The sequence below is a fragment of the Streptomyces sp. NPDC014656 genome, from assembly GCF_043084305.1.
Lineage (GTDB): Bacteria > Actinomycetota > Actinomycetes > Streptomycetales > Streptomycetaceae > Streptomyces.
Window position 1 is genome coordinate 60,532 of the sequence record NZ_JBIBZN010000015.1, and the last position, 17,965, is coordinate 78,496.

Below are 17,965 nucleotides of genomic sequence, written 5' to 3' on the forward strand. Positions count from 1 at the left end.
GATCCTACAAATACCCAGGCCGGAAGGCACCCCCGGCGATGATCCACCCCAAACCCCCTACACCCCGCCGCACATGAAATGCGAGTGAAATATTGCGCCGCCGATTGCCCCGGGACACGCTGAGACAATTGACAGGGCTTCACAATGCGACGCCCATCGCTGTACAAAGGAATCCAGAGGAAAACAGCATTGTCCCTGGGCAGCCAGAGGCCTGGTGTCACCGCACGTCAGAGGCGTACCCATAGCCCTTGACAGGTGGCGGGCCACAGGAAAGGACCGATATCCGTGGCGCAGCGAGTGGTGGTCACCCTCTCCGACGACATCGACGGCGGAGAAGCGGCGGAAACGGTCGCGTTCGGTCTCGACGGGAAGATGTACGAGATCGACCTGAATGCTGCCAATGCAAAGAAACTCCGCAAGGCCCTCGCGCCCTACCTGGCGGCCGGGCGGAAGCAGACCGGCAAGGCGGCGGCCGGTGTGACCGGAGCCACCGTCGCGTACAAGCACACCGCCCTCGCCCCCGACCCGGCGGCGGTCCGCGCCTGGGCCCAGTCCAACAAGATGGACGTGCCCGCCCGGGGGCGCATCCCCAAGCGGGTCTACGAGGCCTTCCGCGAGGCGAGCTGACGGCGGGCCGGCCACGGGCGGACCGGCGGGACGGCCGGCCGGAGGAGGGCGGGCGGAAGAGGTCCGCGGAGCGGATTTGCGTTCCACCCCCCTTGATCGGCTAGAGTCTGGATCACGCCGAAGGGCAAGGCCGAAAAGCCGGGCCCCACGCAGCGTGCGGGTGTAGTTCAGTAGTAGAACATCCCCCTTCCAGGGGGAAGGCGCAGTGTGCGATCCCTGTCACCCGCTCTGCATCACGGTTACCGACCACTCCGGTGGATCAGGTAGAGTGGTGCTCGCACCGCCCGGTGAAAGCCGGTCGGGAGCAATGCGGACGTGGCTCAGTTGGTAGAGCATCACCTTGCCAAGGTGAGGGTCGCGAGTTCGAATCTCGTCGTCCGCTCAGGGAGAAGGCCCCGGTTCATCGAACCGGGGCCTTCGTCGTTTCCCCCTTCGCTTCCCTCCCCGCCCCTCCCGCCACCGTCATGACATTTGTCAGTACGGGTGATGACACCGCGCACTGCCCGCCCCTCCCCGCGGACGGCAGGCTGGGGCCATGACAGCAGAAGCCCTGACACCGGCCATCGAGGCCACCGACCTGAGCCGCAGCTACGACGGCGGCTTCGAGGCGGTGCGCGGCATCTCCCTCTCCGTGCCCCGGGGCGAGATCTTCGCCCTCCTCGGCACCAACGGCGCCGGCAAGACCTCCACCGTCGAACTCCTGGAGGGCCTCGCCGCCCCGACCGGCGGCACCGCCCGCGTCCTCGGCCACGACCCGTACCGGGAGCGCTCGGCCGTCCGCCCGCGCATCGGCGTGATGCTCCAGGAGGGCGGCTTCCCCTCCGACCTGACGGTGGCCGAGACCGTACGCATGTGGGCCGGCGTCACCAGCGGCGCCCGGCCCGCCGGCGAGGCGCTCGGCGCGGTCGGCCTCACCGGCCGCGAGAAGGTGCGGATCAAGCAGCTGTCCGGCGGCGAGCGCCGCCGCCTCGACCTCGCCTGCGCCCTCCTCGGCCGCCCCGAGGTCCTCTTCCTCGACGAGCCCACCACCGGACTGGACGCCGAGGGCCGCCGCGACACCTGGGAGCTCGTCCGCTCCCTCCGCGAGCAGGGCACCACCGTCCTCCTCACCACGCACTACCTGGAGGAGGCCGAGTCGCTCGCCGACCGGCTCGCGATCATGCACAAGGGCCGGATCGTGCTCTCCGGCACCCCCGCCGAGGTCACCGCCGCCCAGCCCGCCCGGATCCGCTTCGCGCTCCCCGCCGGGGTGCCCGCCGCCCGGCTGCCGCTCGGGCTGAAGGCCGCCGAGGACGGCGACCGGATCGAGATCCGCACCCACGCCCTCCAGGAGGACCTCACCGAACTCCTCGGCTGGGCCCGCGACCAGGGCGTCCGCCTCGACGGGCTCGACGCCCGCTCCGCCTCCCTCGAAGAGGCCTTCCTCGACATCGCCTCCCGCACGGAGTCCACCCCGGCCGGCCCGAAGGAGACCGCGACCCGATGAGTACGCCCGCCACGACCGGCACCGGCCGGCCCTCCACCACCCTCACCCGGCTCGCCGCCCTCGGCCGGGCCGAGCTGACCCTCCTCGGCCGCAACCGCAACAACCTCTTCATCGCGGCCGCCATGCCGCTGCTGATGATCGTCCTGCTGCGGTCCTCGCTCAAGGGCGTCGACGAGGCCACCCTCGGCATCTCCCTCGGCGCCGCCACCCTCATCGGCGGCACCGGCATGGTCCTGCTGCTCGTCGTCTACATGAGCCTCACCTCCAGCCTCGTCGCCCGCCGCGAGGAGCTCGTCCTCAAGCGGCTGCGCACCGGCGAGGCCACCGACACCGAGATCCTCGCCGGCGCCGCGCTGCCCGCCACCGCCATCGCCCTCACCCAGGCCGCGATCCTCACCGTCGGCGGCTTCACCCTCCTCGGCGCCGACGCCCCCGCCCGCCCCGACCTGCTCGTCCTCGGCCTCGCCGCCGCGATCGCGCTGCTCGCCGGGCTCGCCGCCGTCACCACCTCGATCACCCGCACCGTCGAGAGCGCCGGCCTCACCACCCTGCCGCTCTTCCTCGTCTCCTCCTTCGGCTCCGGCCTCTTCGTCCCCCGCGACGCCCTGCCCGGCCTCGCCGCCGACCTCGCCCAGCTCCTCCCGCTCAGCGGCGTCATGGAGTTCGTCCGGGCCGGCTGGCTCGGCACCGCCCACGCGGGCAGCCTGCTCACCGCCGCGCTCAATACAGTGGCCTGGGGCGTCCTGACGGGGTGGGCGGTCCGCCGCTGGTTCCGCTGGGAGCCCCGGCGCTAGGGCGGGACCGGAGGGGAGACGGGACGGGATGTCCGCGATGACGGGATGGTGGTCACGGCGCAGCGCCGCCGGGAAGGTCGAGCTGTACACCCGCTGGACCTTCCACCTCATGGCCCCGGTCGAACTGGCCGCGCTCGCCGGCCCCCCGCTGGGCGCCGACGGGGGGCGGAGCGGGATCGGCACGGGTCTGGCGATCGGCCTGATCCTGTGGGTCCTGGCCCACTCCGCGCTCTGCTGGACGGTCTCCTCCCGCGCCCTCGACCACACCGCCGGCCGGCGGGCGCGCCCCGTCCGGCTCGCCGTCGTCCTCGCCGCCGCCACCGTCCTCGGCGACCTCGCCGTCGTAGGGCTGTGGGCGGGCGGTGCCCTGTCCGACGACTCGGTCACCGCGAGCATGCTCATCGTCACCTCGGTCTTCACCGCCGGCGCGCTCGTCCTCTGCCTGGACCGGGTGCGGCACATGGCGTACGCGGTCACCGGCACCGCCCTCGCCGCCGCACTGCCCGTGACCGCCTCCGGCCACGTGCCGGAAGGGCTGATCACCCTGGCCGGCGTCCTCGTCGGCGGCGGTGGCTACGCCGCCGCCTGCGGCTTCTCCTCCTGGCTGCTCGGGGTCGTCCAGGAGCTGGAGCGCTCCCGCGACCTCAAGGCCCGGCTGGCCGTCGCCGAGGAGCGGCTCCGCTTCGGCCGCGACCTGCACGACGTCATGGGCCGCAACCTCTCGGTGATCGCCCTCAAGAGCGAGCTGGCCGTCCAGCTCACCCGGCGCGGCCGCCCCGAGGGCGTGGACCAGATGGTCGAGGTGCAGCGGATCGCCCAGGAGTCCCAGCGGGAGGTCCGGGAGGTCGTCCGCGGCTACCGGGAGGCCGATCTCCGGGTCGAGCTGGAGGGCGCCCGCGGGGTCCTCGACGCCGCCGGCATCGACTGCGCCGTCGACGCCCCGGTCCTCGACCTGCCCGCCGGGGTGCAGTCCGCGCTCGGCTGGGTGGTCCGCGAGACCACCACCAACGTGCTGCGGCACGGCGACGCCCGGCGCTGCGCGATCACCCTGCGCGCCGAGGGCGGGGAGGCCGTGCTGACCGTGGAGAACGACGGGGCGGTGGTACGGGACGGGGCCGGCGCCCCCGGCCGGACCGGCTCCGGCCTCGCCGGGCTGCGGGAACGGCTCGGCGCGGTGCACGGCACCCTGGAGGCGGGCCCGGCGGACCCGCGCTCCTTCCTCGTCACCGCCCGGGTACCGCTGCCCGGACCGGCCGCCCCGCACCCCGCACACCAGGAGAAGGAGACGGTCGCGTGACCGAGCCCGTACGCGTCCTGCTCGCCGACGACGAGCATCTGATCCGGGGCGCGCTGGCCGCCCTGCTCGCCCTGGAGGACGACCTGGTCGTCGTCGCGGAGGCCGCGACCGGGCCCGAGGCGCTCGCCATGGCCCGCGCCCACCGGCCCGACGTCGCCGTCCTCGACCTCCAGATGCCAGGGGCAGACGGTGTGACGGTTGCCACATCGATCCGGGACGAACTCCCGGACTGCCGCACGATGATCGTGACCAGCCACGGCCGCCCCGGCCACCTCAAGCGGGCCCTCGCGGCGGGCGTCCGGGGCTTCGCGCCGAAGACCGTCAGCGCCCAGCGGCTGGCCGAGCTGATCCGTACCGTCCACGCCGGAAACCGTTACGTGGACCCGGAGTTGGCGGCCGACGCGATCGCCGCCGGGGACTCGCCGCTGACCGCCCGCGAGGCCGAGGTGCTCGAACTCGCCGCCGACGGGGCCCCCGTCGCGGAGATCGCCCGGCGGGCCGCGCTCTCCCCCGGCACGGTCCGCAACTACCTCTCCTCGGCCGCCGCGAAGGTCGGGGCGGAGAACCGTCACGCGGCGGTGCGTCTCGCGCGCTCCAAAGGTTGGGTATAGTTAGCAGCGCGCTACGGCGCATGCGGACGTGGCTCAGTTGGTAGAGCATCACCTTGCCAAGGTGAGGGTCGCGAGTTCGAATCTCGTCGTCCGCTCAGCGTGAAGGCCCCGGTTCATCGAACCGGGGCCTTCGTCGTGTGCGCGGGCACGACGGCGGAAGCGCCGTACGGGCCCCGGGAAGGGACCCGTACGGCCGCTCCGTCAGAAGCTGTCGGACCAGGACTTGCCGGTCAGCAGCTCGTACGCCTCCAGGTACTTGGCGCGGGTGGCGTCCACGATCTCTCCCGGGAGGGCCGGCGGCGGCTGCTCGCCCTTCCGGTCCCAGCCGGAGGCCGGGGAGGTCAGCCAGTCCCGGACGAACTGCTTGTCGTACGAGGGCTGGGCGCGGCCCGGCTGCCACTGGTCGGCCGGCCAGAAGCGGGAGGAGTCCGGGGTCAGCACCTCGTCGGCGAGGACCAGGGTCCCGCCCTCGAAGCCGAACTCGAACTTGGTGTCGGCGAGGATGATGCCCCGCTCGCGGGCGATGTCCCGGGCCCGGCCGTAGACGGCGAGGGTGGTCTGGCGCAGCAGGGCGGCGGTCTCGGCGCCGACCTGGCGGGCGACCTCCTCGTACGACACGTTCTCGTCGTGGTCGCCGACGGCGGCCTTGGTCGCCGGGGTGAAGATCGGCGCGGGCAGCTCGGAGCCGTCGGACAGCCCCTCGGGGAGCGCGAGGCCGCAGACCGTGCGGGACTCGTCGTACTCGACCAGGCCGGAGCCGGTGAGGTAGCCGCGGGCGACGCACTCGACCGGGACCATGTCCAGGGACTTGCAGATCAGGGTGCGGCCCGCCCAGTCGGCGGGGGCGCCCTCCGGCAGCTCGGTGGAGAGCACGTGGTGCGGGACCAGGTCGGCGAGCTGGTCGAACCACCACAGGGAGAGCTGGGTGAGGACGCGGCCCTTGTCCGGGATCTCGGTGGGCAGCACCCAGTCGTACGCGGACATGCGGTCGCTCGCCACCATGACGAGCTCGCCGGCCCCGTTCCGGTACAGGTCGCGCACCTTGCCCGTGTGCAGGTGGGTCAGGCCCGGAACCTCGACGGGCTCGGGCTTTTCTACGAATCCGGACACGGTTCCTCCGCGTAGGTTGATCCAGGAACGGTCCGATTCTCTCGTACGCGCGACCGGGCCCGCCGACCGGGGCGGCTCGCCCGGTCAGTCCCTCTTACAGATCCGGTCGAGGAGGTTGGCGGTGGCGCGCTGGACGCGGGCGTCGACATGGCCCGGCCGGTCCAGCGCCGGCGACCAGGCGAAGGTGCCGGCGGCGAAGACCCAGGCCCCGGAGGGCGCCCGGTAGAGGCTGGTCTCCTGGTGCCGCAGCACCCCGTCGCCGTCCCGGTAGGGCGAGTGGGCGAGCAGGATGCGGCTGTCGTGGTCGGGGAGCGGGGTGCGCGGGAAGTAGCGGTCCGCCTCTCCGGCGACCAGGCCGGGGAGCTCGTCGCCGTCGCCCGCGCCGGTCGCCTCCCAGAGCCAGTGCCCGGCGTTCCGCACGACGAGCGGGTGCGGTTCGGGCACCCGGCCCGCGTACTGGATGCCGAGGAGCTGCTGCTCGGGGCGGTCGACCTCGCGCCAGAGGGCGGGGCGGCCCGGGCCGCGGCGCTTGCGGCAGGTGAGCAGCCGGTCCGGCACGCCGGACGGCGAGGGACCCAACTCCACCTGCCAGTACATGGTGTTGGCGGAGAGGAAGACCAGCGAGGTGCCCTGGTCGCGGGCGCGCTCGGCGGCCTTGCGCATGGGGGCCGACCAGTACTCGTCGTGGCCGGGGAAGACCAGGCCCCGGTAGCGGGTGGGGTCGACCCGGCCCGCGTGCAGGTCGCGGGTCTCCGCGTAGGCGAGGTCGTAGCCGTACCGCTCCGCCCAGCGGATGAAGTCGTAGGCGTGGCCGACGTGCAGGGGCAGGCCCGCGCCCGCGTACGGCCGGTCGAAGGAGACGGTGGTCGCCGCCTCCTCCTCGCCGAGCAGCCGGCCCTCCTCGTCCCACGCGTGGTAGAGGCTGGCGCCGGTGCGCCCGTCCTCCGGGTAGAGGTTGTACGCCTGCCAGGTCACGTCCGGGAGGACCAGGAGGAGGTCCGCCGGGTGGGCGTCGCGGACCGTGAAGGGGATGTGGGAGCGGTAGCCGTCGGCGGTCGTGAGGACGGCCACGTACGCGCCGAGCGACCAGTAGCCGGGCACCTGGAGCCGCCAGGACTGCCACCAGTGGTGGCAGGAGACCGTGCGGTCGGCGGTCAGCGGGGCGGGCTGGACGATCCCGGAGAGCCGCGGGCTCGTGGTGATCTTCGCGGCGCCGGCCCCGCCGTAGTGACCGATCCGGTAGACGTCGACCGAGAACGGCTGCGGCGGGTCCACCGTGACGTGGAAGTCGATCGACTCGCCGGGCGCCACGGCCCCGCCGGAGGCGAAGCCCTTGATCTGGCGGCGCACGTCGTCGGCGGTGCGGGGGCCGCCGGCGCGGCCGGCGGCCAGGGTCTCGTCCGCGTACCAGGGGACCATCTGCCCCGTGTCGTCGAAGTAGTTCTCCGATCCGCGCAGCCAGGGCAGCGGGCCCTGGCCGAAGGGATCGGAGACCGCGTGCGCGAGCGCACCCGACTCCCAGCGCCTGATCTGCTCCGCCCCCATGGCCGCGCCCCTCCTTCGACTCCCCCGGTCAGTGCCGCCGGCTCCTGCCCGCGGATGGTGCCCTTGTCAGTGCCGGTCTCCAGCACATCACATAACGCACGCGGTCCGTCACCGTTCGTCGTGAATCGACGAAGATGGAACACGACCCTCCGGTACGGCCGTTCGCCGGGCCCGCCGGAGACCCGCCGGACCGGACCCCGGCCGGACCGGGCCGGGCCGGGCCCCGGTGCGGCGTCAGAGCAGGCGGACGGGCTTCTCGGGGCGCACGCCGGTGGTGCCGAGCCAGGCGCGCAGCGGGGCCGGGTCGCCCTCCTCGACCAGGGCGAGCACGCGCGGCCCGAGGTCGGCGGCCCGCTCGCCGTCGACGAGCAGCGCGGGGCCGTCGAGCCAGTCCAGGCCGGGCGCGGCGCCGGTGGTGTCGACGGCGGCGCAGCAGACCAGCGCGGTCACGTGGTCGGCGAGCAGGTCCCGGCCGGTACGGGGCGGGAGCAGCGGGGCGAGCGGCCAGGGGCCGTCGGGGCCCGTGAACCCGGCGGCACCGGTCGCGGCGCCGGACGCGGCCCGCGCCTCGCGCTCGGCGTCCTCGCGGACCACCTGGGCGCTGAGGGCGGCGGCGAGGACGTCCGCGGCGGGGTTGCGGACCTCGTCGTCGTTCTCGTCCTCGTCCTCGAACCCGGCTCCGGCCTCCGCTTCGGGCCCCGCGCCGGCTCCCTCACCGTCCCCTTCACGCCCTCCTCCACCGTCCCTCTCCTCGGCTCCGGGCGGTACGACGGGGAGGTCGTCGTCCTCCGCCCGCGCGGGGGCCGCGGCCGCGCCGTCCCGGGGGACCGTCAGGTGGGCGAGGAGGCGGGCGAGGGTCGGGGCCCCGGGGCCGCCGGCCGCCGGCAGGCGGTCGAGGACGTCGTGGAGGCGGGCCGCGTCGGCGCGCCACTTCCGGTCGACGACCTCCTCCGGGTAGCGGCTCCACTCGACCGGCGCCCAGTCCGGGCCGGCCTCGGCGGGTCCGCCGTGGAAGAGCCGGGCGGCGAGCAGGGAGGCCGCCTCGTCCACGGCCCCCGGCTCCTCCAGGAGGTCGCAGGCCGGGCGCTCGCCGAGGCGGGAGGCGAAGCCCTCCGCGAGCCGGTCGCGGCGGGACAGTTCGGTCAGGGCGGAGACGACGCCCGCGTCGAGCCGGGACGGCCAGCGGCCCATCCGCCAGGCGGGCAGCGCGACCCGGGTGAGGAGCCGGTCCCAGCCCGCGTAGGCGAGGCCGACCTGCTCCTGGGCGACGGTCCGGGTCCCCTGGTCGACGGCCTGGGCCCGCTCGGACCCGGCGGCGGCGACCCCGCGCTCCATCTCGGCGGCGTGCGTGCCGCAGGCCCGCAGCAGCAGCCGGGCCACCCGCCCGACGCCCCGGGCGCCGAGCCGGCGCAGCGGGCCGAGACCGGGCTCGTCCGGGACGGCGACGGCCGCGTCGAGCCCGCGCACGAAGCGGCGGGCGGCGGCTATGTCGGGGTCGGCGGCCGGGCCGGTGCCGGCGACGACCGGGGCGAGGACCGCCCGCAGCTCGGCGACCCTCATCCACCACAGGAACGGGGAGCCTATGACGAGGACGGGACCGCCGGCGGCGGGGACGGCCGCCCGCCCGTGCGCCGGGTGGGAGCGGTCCTCCAGCCAGCTGTCGCAGTCCGGGGTCAGGGCTATCGCGGAGGGCGCGGGCACGTCGAGCCGGTCGGCCAGGTCCCGCACCAGGCGGTGGAGGTCGGGGGCGGCGGTCTCGGTGAGCTCCACCGTCGGCGTCACGGCCGGGCGGGCCCGGGCGACGACGAGGGCGACGGCCGCGGAGGCGAGCAGGACGAGGACCGCGAGGACGGTCGTGATCCAGCGGGCGGTGGCCCATCCCGTACCCGTGAAGTGGCCGGTGACCTCGCCCGCGTACAGCACGACGGCGACGGCGGCGGGGAGGATGGCGGCGCCGAGCGCCCGTCCGCGGACGCGCAGGACGGCCAGGGCGCGGGAGCGCGCGGCCCGCACGCCCCACTGCTCGCCGAGGCCGCTGTCGCTGCCGCCGTTTCCGAAGCCGCTGCCGGACACGCCGTACCTCACCCCCTCTCCCCGTCCTGGACGGGACTACCCGTGGTGGTGTTGCTCACTCCCCCACTGTGGCACCCGTCACCGACATCGCAATGCCGGTGGGCCAAGTGCCGGAACGCCTGCGCCGCACCCTAGTTGGGGCTCCGGCGGCAGTCATCCAGATGGCCGAGCCGTCACTCGATCGAATGGCTTTGGGTAAAGGTGGTGCCGGTGGCGCGGCCGTGCGCTTGACTGCGCGGCCGCGCCCGTGCTGCCGTTCCGGGTCAGGCCCCGGCGGCCTTGAGCGCGATGTCCGTACGGTGCTGGGAACCGTCAAGGCGGATGCGGCCGACTGCCGCGTAGGCGCGGTCGCGGGCCTGGGTCAGGTCCGAACCGGTGGCGGTGACGGAGAGGACCCGTCCGCCGGCGCTCACGATCGCCCCGCCGTCCCGCTTCGTGCCCGCGTGCAGCACGTACGCGTGCGGCGCGTCCTGCTCCGCGACCTCGGCGAGGCCCTCGATGGGGTCACCGGTGCGCGGGGTGTCCGGGTAGTTGTGGGAGGCGACGACCACGGTGACGGCGGCCTCGTCGCGCCAGGCCAGCGGGGCCTGGTCGGCGAGGGTGCCGTTGGCGGAGTGCAGCAGCACGCCCGCGAGCGGGGTCTTCAGGCGGGCGAGGACGACCTGCGTCTCGGGGTCGCCGAAGCGGGCGTTGAACTCGATGACCCGCACGCCGCGGCTGGTGAGCGCGAGACCGGCGTAGAGGAGGCCGGAGAAGGGGGTGCCGCGGCGGCGCAGCTCGTCGACGGTCGGCTGGAGGACGGTCTCCAGGACCTCGTCGACCAGCTTCGGGTCGGCCCACGGCAGCGGCGAGTAGGCGCCCATGCCGCCGGTGTTGGGGCCCTCGTCGCCGTCGAGCGCGCGCTTGAAGTCCTGCGCGGGCTGGAGCGGGAGGACGGTGTCGCCGTCGCAGATCGCGAAGAGGGAGACCTCGGGGCCGTCCAGGTACTCCTCGATGACCACGCGGTCGCAGGCGAGGGCGTGGGCGCGGGCCGCCTCGATGTCGCCGGTGACGACGACGCCCTTGCCGGCCGCGAGGCCGTCGTCCTTGACGACGTACGGCGCGCCGAAGGCGTCGAGGGCCTCGTCGATCTCGGCGGGGGTGGTGCAGACGTAGCTGCGGGCGGTCGGCACGCCGGCGCCGGCCATGACGTCCTTGGCGAACGCCTTGGAGCCCTCCAGCCGCGCGGCCTCCGCGGAGGGGCCGAAGACCGGGATCCCGACGGCGCGGACGGCGTCGGCGACACCGGCGACGAGCGGCGCCTCCGGGCCGACGACGACCAGGTCGGCGCCGAGCTCGGTGGCGAGCGCGGCGACCGCGCCGCCGTCCAGCTGGTCGACGGGGTGCAGCTCGGCGACCTCGGCGATTCCGGCGTTGCCGGGCGCGCAGTGCAGAGCGGTGACGTCGGGATCGAGGGAGAGAGAGCGGCACAGGGCGTGTTCGCGGGCGCCGCCGCCGATGACGAGGACCTTCACGCCAGCCAGGGTAGCCCGCCGGACGGGAGGGTCCTTGTGCGGGCCACCGAGCGAGACGGTCCTAGTCGTTCGTGTATTCCTCCACAACGGTGGCGCCGAGCTCGCGCACGATCAGCTCGTGCCCGGAGAGCGCCGACTCCACGAGGTCCGGATCGTCCTCCTCCGGGATGTCGTCCTCGGGCGCCACGGGCTGCGGCTGGACCTGCCGCGGCGGCTGCTGCGACTCCTGTCGCGGCTGCTGCGCGGGGGCGGGCGCCGGAGCGGACGCCTGGGCGGCGGACGGGGCCTGTACGGAGGCGGGCGCGGGCGCGGACATGGGCGCGGGCGCCGGGGCGGGAGCGGGCGCGACGGGGGGCCGGCCGCCGCCCCCGAAGCCGCCGCCCCCGGAGAAGTTCCCGGCAGCGGGCGGGGGCGCGGAGCCGCCCGACGGGTCGACGATCGCCTCGACCTTCCAGTGCACGTTGAACTGCTCGGCGAGCGCGGCCTTGAGGACGTCCTCGCTGCCGCTGCTCGCGAAGTTGTCCCGCGCGCCGGCGTTGAGGAAGCCGAGCTGGAGGGTGGTGCCGTCGAAGCCGGCCACCTGCGCGTTCTGACTCAGCAGGATCCAGGTGAAGCGGCGCCGGTTCTTGACCGCCTCCAGGATCGACGGCCACATGTTCCGCACCTGGGCGGCGCCGGCCGCCATGTCCCCGGCCGGAGCCTGCGCGGCGGGCTGCGCCGGGGCCGGAGCCGGCGCCTGCGGCTGTACGGGAGCGGGCGCGGGCGCGGCGGTCGGCCAGCCGCCGGGGCGGGCGGCCCCGGGCCAGGCACCGGGCCGCGCGGCGTCCTGCTGGGGCTGCTGCGGCTGGACCGGTGGCTGGGGCTGGGGCTGCACGGGGGCGGACGCGGGCGGGGGCGGCGGGGCCAGCGGCGTATGGGCCTCGGGCCCGGGGACGTACCCCATCGGCGGCCCGGCGGGCGGCGCCGGCGTGAAGACGGCGGCAGCGGCGGCCGGCGGCGCGGCGGCGGCCCCGCGCTCCAGGCGGTCGAGGCGCGCGAGCAGCGAGCGCTCGTCGTCGAAGGCGGCGGGCAGCAGCACGCGCGCGCAGATCAGCTCCAGCTGGAGGCGCGGCGAGGTCGCGCCGCGCATCTCGGTCAGCCCCTCGTTGACGAGGTCGGCGGCGCGGCTCAGCTCGGCGGCGCCGAACACGGACGCCTGCGCCTGCATGCGCTCCACCACGTCGGCGGGCGCGTCGATGAGCCCCTTCTCCGCGGCGTCGGGCACGGCGGCCAGGATCACGAGGTCGCGCAGCCGCTCCAGCAGGTCGGCGACGAACCGCCGGGGGTCGTTCCCTCCCTCGATGATCCGGTCGACGACCTCGAAGGCGGCGGCGCCGTCGCCCGAGGCGAAGGCGTCCACGACGGAGTCGAGCAGCGAGCTGTCCGTATAACCGAGGAGCGAGGTCGCCATGGCGTACGTCACACCCGCCTCGCCGGCGCCGGCGAGGAGCTGGTCCATCACGGACATCGAGTCACGCACGGACCCGGCACCCGCGCGCACGACGAGCGGCAGCACGCCCTCGTCGACGGGGATCCCCTCCCGCCCGCACACGTCGCCGAGGTAGTCCCGCAGCGTCCCCGGCGGCACCAGCCGGAAGGGATAGTGGTGGGTCCGCGAGCGGATGGTCCCGATGACCTTCTCGGGCTCGGTCGTGGCGAAGATGAACTTGAGGTGCTCGGGCGGCTCCTCGACCACCTTCAGCAGGGCGTTGAAGCCCGCCGGGGTGACCATGTGGGCCTCGTCGATGATGTAGATCTTGTACCGGCTGGACGCGGGCCCGAAGAACGCCTTCTCCCGCAGGTCACGGGCGTCGTCCACACCACCGTGCGAGGCGGCGTCGATCTCGATGACGTCGATCGAACCCGGCCCGTTGCGAGCCAGGTCCCGGCAGGACTGGCACTCGCCGCAGGGCGTCGGCGTCGGCCCCTGCTCACAGTTCAGACACCGCGCCAGGATCCGCGCGCTGGTCGTCTTGCCACAGCCGCGCGGTCCGCTGAACAGGTACGCGTGATTGACCCGGTTGTTCCGCAGGGCCTGCTGCAACGGGTCGGTGACATGCTCCTGCCCGATGACCTCGGCGAAGGACTCGGGGCGGTAGCGGCGGTACAGCGCGAGAGACGACACGCATACGAGGTTATAGGCGCTCACCGACAACCCGGGAAAACCCGCGCACCCCGCGGCCCGCCCCCGGAAACGCAAGCGCCCCCCACGCACCCGCCAGAGCCGACCTACCCTTGCTGCCTTCCGGCCCTGGGGGAGTTCAGTCAGATAGCGCCGCGTGAGGGGCTCCGCCCAGCCTACCCGATCCGAACCCCACCTCCGCACCCCCTCCGCTCCCCGTCCCCCACCTCGTGGATCACGTTCGCGAGCACCCTCCGCGGTCATGTAATGTTCTCCACGGAGGATTCGCCTAGAGGCCTAGGGCGCACGCTTGGAAAGCGTGTTGGGGGCAACCCCTCACGAGTTCGAATCTCGTATCCTCCGCAGCCGCCCGTACAGGCGGAACGAAGGCCCCGGACGCGAAAGCGACCGGGGCCTTCGTCGTGCTCCGGTCGCGGTCCTGGGCCGGGTCGCGGTCCGGGCCCGGTCTCGGCCCCCTTCACCTCCGGTATCCGTGACACCCGGGGAGCTCGCCTCCAGGTGGCGAACCTTTCCGCGCACCGCCTGCGGCCCCGGGGGCGCGCCGTCCCTGGGCTGCGCACGGGTCCGGCCTCGGCGTTTGTCGTTCGACGGTGCTCGCCTTGCCGCAGCTCCCGCCTTGCCGTGCCTCCAAGTGGCCGAGTTCCTGGCCTCCTCGGGGCGCTCGTGACGCGTGATGCCCTGGCAGCGACCTTGGGAGCGACCGCGTCCGCCGACGCTCAGGACCTCGACACCGCGCCGGAAGCCCTGGTCCATCACACGCCGGTCCGGCCCCGGAGTGACCTCCGAGTTCATCTCGCTCGGGGCTCCCCAGGCCGATTCCCGGGCGGTCGAGTGATGGGCACTGGCCCGAGGCCCGCCGTTCCAGACCCGGCACGGATACGGGCCGGCCAGCGCGCCCGCCGAAGCGGCGGCCGGTTCGGCGAAGTGAATACCACGGGCCGGTCGGTCCCAGCCGTCCCGCCGGTCGCCGCCGCACCCCCGGTCACTTCCCCCGGGCATATCACCCCTACGGGTCCCGCCCCGCTCCCCGCTCACGCCCGGCACCTCTGAACTGGGCTTTCGCCTCGCCAGGCGACTGGGCGACCGGATCCAGCGGGGCATCGAAGAGATTCTTTTTCGACGTTCCGTTCACCGGATCGGGGGGTGATCGGACGGGAGTTACGTTCCTGCTGCAACCAATCCGTAGCCGTGTCGATACGTTCTGTGACGGCCGGTCGGCTCTTAAACGAACAGGAGCAATTCATGCGGAAGTTGCGGAAGTCGATGACTGCGGCGGTCGTCGCGGGGCTGTTCTTCGGTGGGGCGGGGGTCGCGGTCGCGGACTCCTGGCACGAATTGGAGATGCGCTCGACCGGCGTGCTCTTCAAGGGCAAGCACAAGTGGGAGCCCAAGTTCGTGCACCGTGGGGGATTCCACATCAAGGGCAAGCTGCAGGACATCAGCTCGAACGACGGTCACAACGTCTACCTGCGTGGACGTGTCGAGGCGTACGACTGGACCCGAGTCAAGGGGGTCCAGAAGCGGTCCGTCGCCGTCGACCACGTCTTCTTCGATGGCGCGGTCCTCGAAACCGGCAAGGCGTGGGTCCAGGCGTGCCGGGACCGCGGCTCACTGAGGCCGGACAACTGCTCTCCGGTGCGATCGTTCAAGCGCCGCTGACCTTCGTCCACCAAGGGGAGCCGCAACCCAGCGGCTCCCCTTCCCTTTGAGGAGTGCCCGCATCATGGACGTAATCCTCCGCGCCGACGGCGTGGACTTCTTCTACGGCGAGCAACATGCGGTTCGCAAAGCGGACTTCAGTCTGGCGCGAGGCGAAGTGGCCGCCATCATGGGGGCCAGCGGCTCCGGAAAGTCCTCCCTGCTGTACTGCCTTGCCGGTGTCCTCCCACCCGCCAACGGCACGGTGACCTTCGACGGAGTACAGCTGTCGTCCTTGCCCGATGCCGAGTTGAGCGCGTTACGGCGGGAGCGGATCGGCTTCGTCTTCCAGTACGGAGAGCTGCTTCCCGAGCTGACCGTCGAAGAGAATGCGGCCCTCCCCCTGCGTCTGGCGGGCGTCGCCAAGGATCGCGCGAACGCTGCGGCCGGCCGTGTTCTCGGCAGGCTGGGGATGGGCGATCTGCTGCGTCGCAGGGCTTCGAACCTCTCCGGCGGCCAGAGCCAGCGGGTCGCCGTCGCACGGGCCCTCGCCCACCAACCGGACGTGGTGTTCGCCGACGAACCGACCGGCGCTCTCGACAGCGCCAATGCCTCCGCCGTCCTCGACCAGTTCCTGCACCTCGCACGAGACCAGGACACCGCAGTGGTCATCGTGACGCACGACCCTGACGTGGCCGCCCGGGCGGACGCCCAGTACACGATGGCGGACGGCGTCCTCACGCAGCGGGTGCCGGTGTGAACCCCTTTCTGTTCGGACTGCGCCTGCTGTGGCGCACCGGGCCCCGGGGCCGTATGCGCTTCCTCCTGATGTCTGCTGGAGCGGGGCTCGGGGTGGCCTGTCTCGCGGCCGTGCTGACGGTTCCCACGATCCTCGCCGCGCATGACGCCCGGACCGCAGCTCGCGATCCCCGGCCCGCCAAGCACGGCAGCGTCGTCTACCAGGAATTCCTCGACCCATACGGATCACGACCGCTCCAGCGGGTGTTTCTGGCCCGCACGGGGCCGGGCCCGGCCCCGCGTCCTCCGGGTCTCACAGCGCTGCCCGGTCCAGGAGAGGCCGTCGTCTCACCGGCGCTGAACAAGATCCTGAAGGACCATCCCGAGACCGCCGGCCTCGTGCCGGGCCGCGTGACCGGCCTCGTCACGCCGGAGGGCCTCAGCGGACCGGACGACCTCTACGGCTATGTCGGCACCACACCAGACCAGCTCTCCGAGCCCCTGCCACTCGGCAGTTTCGGCTCCAGGTACGCCAACGGGGTCATCGACCCCGAGACATTGGGCATTCTCCAGTTCACCCTCGGTTGCATCGTGTTGCTGCCCCTCGCGGTCTTCCTCTCCGTCTGCGCGCGCCTCTCCGGAGAATCGCGGGCTCGGCGGCTGGCGGCACTGCGGTTGGTAGGTCTCAGCGTCAAAGACACCCTGCGGGTCAATGGCGCGGAGAGCGTCGCGGCGGCGTTCCTCGGGGCGGTGTTCGGGCTCATCGCGTACCTCGGGGTCAACGAGGTCATGGCGCGGGTCGGACTTCCCGGGCTGCGGTGGTATCCGGCGGACGGGCGGCCCGAGTGGTCGACCGTGGCGGTGTGCCTGGTCGGGTGCCCCGCACTCGCGTGGGCCGTCGGGCTGTTCAGTGCCCGGCGGGCCGCGCTCTCGCCGATCTCGGTGCGCCGGACCGCGGAGCACAAGCCGCCGCGAGGGCTGGGGGCGCTGCTGTTGGTTCCGGGACTGGGGGTGATCTGCGGCTACTGCGTGATGAGTGTGATGGGACGGGATCCGTCCGGTGGTTCCGCCAGTTCCACCCTGATCCCGTCCGCCGTGCTGCTGACCGGTGCGGGACTCGTCCTCGGTTTGCCGCCCGTCACGGCTTGGCTGGCCCGCCGGCTCGCCGGAGTCGCCAGGTCCTTGCCCGTGGTCCTGGCCATGCGGCGTACGGAGGTGGACCCCGGATCCTCGCTCCGGGTCGTCACCGGGCTCGTGCTGTTGGTGTTCGGCGCCTCGCTCACGCAGGGCGTGCTGATCGAACTGGACCAGGTGAGTCGACGCACGGCCCCGCTGCAGGAATACGCCATCGGCCTGAACGACCTCACTTCCGCACAGCAGAAAGAGCTGGAACAGCTGCCCGACGTGCGCGCCCACTTCGTCTCGTACGACTCCTGGAGCCCACCGGGGGAGGCTTACACGGACTCTCTCGAACTGGTCGTGGGCACCTGTGAACAGCTCGCCGCGACCGTCGTCTCGATGCGCGGCTGCGTAGACGGCAAGATCATGCGACTGCGCGACGAGAACACCCCGTACGAGGACGATGCGCAGCCGGGAGAACGCTTCCCGTTCGCCCTGCAGGACGGGCGGAAGACCAGCCTCACCGTCCCCGAAGCGCACATCGTCATGCAGGCTCACCAGCCTTCCGTACTCGGGTCGGGGGCCCTGTTCGCCCCTCCCTCCCTCGTGCCCGCCGGACTGGCCTCCCGTGCCGGAACTCTGACCTTGGTGTCCGGATCCGATGCCGCGACCGTTCGGACCATGCTCGACGGGGTGGGAGCGGTGGCGCCGACTGCGGTAGTCGATCCCGTCGGGATCGTCGTACAGGCATTGGCGCAGCTGACCGTCATTCGGAGTCTGCTGGTCGTGGGGATGGTGCTCGGGCTGGTCGTGGGGGTGGCGGCGTTTGTTGTTTCTGTGGCGGATCGGGCTTTGGAGCGGCGGGGGCAGGTGGCCGCGCTGGGGTTGTTGGGGGCTCGGGCGGGGACGTTGCGGGGGGTGCAGGTGGTGCAGGTGGTGGTGCCGTTGGGGGTGGGGCTGGGTGGGGCCGTGGTGGCGGGGTGGCTGGCCGAGGCCAGTTATCTGATCACCGGGGGCGGGGCCGTGCACTGGGACTGGGAGGGGTTGCCGGTGCTGGTGGGGAGTGCGGTGGGGGTGCTGGTGGTGGCGGGGATCGCTTCCGTGCCGATGGTGCGGCGGCACGTGGATCCGGAGCACATTCGGCGGGATTGAGAGGGGGCGGGGCGGCGGCGATGAGTTTCGGGGCGGCCGGGGGTCTTCTACCGTGCGTACCGTTGCCGCGTCGTCCTGG

The 17,965-nt window shown here is 73.3% G+C and carries 13 protein-coding genes, 4 tRNA genes and 1 other RNA gene; 12 read left to right on the forward strand and 6 right to left on the reverse strand.

Annotated features, from left to right (window positions below; genetic code table 11):
- The first annotated feature begins 285 nt into the window (after nt 1-285).
- The 8 genes from ACF1ED_RS28850 to ACF1ED_RS28885 all read left to right on the forward strand — a co-directional run bounded on the left by ACF1ED_RS28850 (nt 286) and on the right by ACF1ED_RS28885 (nt 4,910).
- Nucleotides 286-627: an Lsr2 family protein gene (locus tag ACF1ED_RS28850; protein ID WP_391765342.1), complete on the forward strand. Its 342-nt coding sequence runs from the start codon at nt 286-288 to the stop codon at nt 625-627.
- A 156-nt stretch (nt 628-783) separates the two neighbouring features.
- A tRNA-Gly gene (locus ACF1ED_RS28855) sits at nt 784-855 on the forward strand.
- Between the two features lie 81 nt (nt 856-936).
- Nucleotides 937-1,009 (forward strand) — tRNA-Gly (locus ACF1ED_RS28860).
- A gap of 153 nt (nt 1,010-1,162) precedes the next feature.
- On the forward strand, nt 1,163-2,113 hold the full coding sequence (locus tag ACF1ED_RS28865) for an ABC transporter ATP-binding protein (RefSeq protein ID WP_391765344.1): 951 nt from the start codon (nt 1,163-1,165) through the stop codon (nt 2,111-2,113).
- The gene (locus ACF1ED_RS28870; RefSeq protein ID WP_391765346.1) at nt 2,110-2,907 is read left to right on the forward strand and encodes an ABC transporter permease; all 798 of its coding nucleotides are present in this window, start codon (nt 2,110-2,112) and stop codon (nt 2,905-2,907) included. The genes ACF1ED_RS28865 and ACF1ED_RS28870 overlap by 4 nt, the downstream gene beginning before the upstream one ends.
- A 28-nt stretch (nt 2,908-2,935) precedes the next feature.
- On the forward strand, nt 2,936-4,204 hold the full coding sequence (locus ACF1ED_RS28875; RefSeq protein WP_391765348.1) for a sensor histidine kinase: 1,269 nt from the start codon (nt 2,936-2,938) through the stop codon (nt 4,202-4,204).
- Nucleotides 4,201-4,815, forward strand: coding sequence for a response regulator transcription factor (locus ACF1ED_RS28880; protein WP_351106095.1), 615 nt, complete (start codon nt 4,201-4,203; stop codon nt 4,813-4,815). Before ACF1ED_RS28875 ends, ACF1ED_RS28880 begins: the two co-directional genes overlap by 4 nt.
- A gap of 22 nt (nt 4,816-4,837) precedes the next feature.
- A tRNA-Gly gene (locus ACF1ED_RS28885) sits at nt 4,838-4,910 on the forward strand.
- 106 nt (nt 4,911-5,016) lie between these two features.
- Here ACF1ED_RS28885 and ACF1ED_RS28890 read toward each other — a convergent pair.
- The 6 genes from ACF1ED_RS28890 to ffs form a co-directional block, all read right to left on the reverse strand.
- A complete protein-coding gene (locus ACF1ED_RS28890; RefSeq protein WP_391765350.1) occupies nt 5,017-5,925 on the reverse strand; it encodes a phosphoribosylaminoimidazolesuccinocarboxamide synthase in 909 nt (302 codons plus the stop codon).
- 84 nt (nt 5,926-6,009) lie between these two features.
- On the reverse strand, nt 6,010-7,470 hold the full coding sequence (locus ACF1ED_RS28895; protein WP_391765352.1) for a N,N-dimethylformamidase beta subunit family domain-containing protein: 1,461 nt from the start codon (nt 7,468-7,470) through the stop codon (nt 6,010-6,012).
- Between the two features lie 234 nt (nt 7,471-7,704).
- The gene (locus ACF1ED_RS28900) at nt 7,705-9,555 is read right to left on the reverse strand and encodes a hypothetical protein (RefSeq protein WP_391765354.1); all 1,851 of its coding nucleotides are present in this window, start codon (nt 9,553-9,555) and stop codon (nt 7,705-7,707) included.
- Nucleotides 9,556-9,806: 251 nt separating this feature from the next.
- The gene (gene purD / locus ACF1ED_RS28905; RefSeq protein ID WP_391765356.1) at nt 9,807-11,057 is read right to left on the reverse strand and encodes a phosphoribosylamine--glycine ligase; all 1,251 of its coding nucleotides are present in this window, start codon (nt 11,055-11,057) and stop codon (nt 9,807-9,809) included.
- 61 nt (nt 11,058-11,118) lie between these two features.
- Nucleotides 11,119-13,221: a DNA polymerase III subunit gamma and tau gene (locus ACF1ED_RS28910; protein WP_391765358.1), complete on the reverse strand. Its 2,103-nt coding sequence runs from the start codon at nt 13,219-13,221 to the stop codon at nt 11,119-11,121.
- Between the two features lie 68 nt (nt 13,222-13,289).
- An RNA gene (gene ffs, locus ACF1ED_RS28915) (signal recognition particle sRNA small type) lies at nt 13,290-13,388 on the reverse strand.
- Nucleotides 13,389-13,496: 108 nt separating this feature from the next.
- Here ffs and ACF1ED_RS28920 point away from each other — a divergent pair.
- From ACF1ED_RS28920 to ACF1ED_RS28935, 4 genes are all read left to right on the forward strand, one after another.
- Nucleotides 13,497-13,581, forward strand: a tRNA-Ser gene (locus ACF1ED_RS28920).
- 900 nt (nt 13,582-14,481) lie between these two features.
- Complete coding sequence (locus ACF1ED_RS28925; RefSeq protein ID WP_391765360.1) at nt 14,482-14,898, forward strand: hypothetical protein; 417 nt, start codon at nt 14,482-14,484, stop codon at nt 14,896-14,898.
- A 64-nt stretch (nt 14,899-14,962) separates the two neighbouring features.
- Complete coding sequence (locus ACF1ED_RS28930) at nt 14,963-15,637, forward strand: ABC transporter ATP-binding protein (protein ID WP_391765361.1); 675 nt, start codon at nt 14,963-14,965, stop codon at nt 15,635-15,637.
- Complete coding sequence (locus tag ACF1ED_RS28935) at nt 15,634-17,886, forward strand: FtsX-like permease family protein (RefSeq protein ID WP_391765363.1); 2,253 nt, start codon at nt 15,634-15,636, stop codon at nt 17,884-17,886. The genes ACF1ED_RS28930 and ACF1ED_RS28935 overlap by 4 nt, the downstream gene beginning before the upstream one ends.
- The last annotated feature ends 79 nt before the right edge of the window (nt 17,887-17,965 follow it).

Coding starts and splice junctions, on each gene's coding strand:
- ACF1ED_RS28875 (WP_391765348.1), top strand. CDS start 2,936: ATGTCCGCGATGACGGGATGGTGGTCACGGCGCAGCGCCGCCGGGAAG.
- ACF1ED_RS28865 (WP_391765344.1), top strand. CDS start 1,163: ATGACAGCAGAAGCCCTGACACCGGCCATCGAGGCCACCGACCTGAGC.
- ACF1ED_RS28895 (WP_391765352.1), bottom strand. CDS start 7,470: ATGGGGGCGGAGCAGATCAGGCGCTGGGAGTCGGGTGCGCTCGCGCAC.
- ACF1ED_RS28925 (WP_391765360.1), top strand. CDS start 14,482: ATGCGGAAGTTGCGGAAGTCGATGACTGCGGCGGTCGTCGCGGGGCTG.
- ACF1ED_RS28930 (WP_391765361.1), top strand. CDS start 14,963: ATGGACGTAATCCTCCGCGCCGACGGCGTGGACTTCTTCTACGGCGAG.
- ACF1ED_RS28870 (WP_391765346.1), top strand. CDS start 2,110: ATGAGTACGCCCGCCACGACCGGCACCGGCCGGCCCTCCACCACCCTC.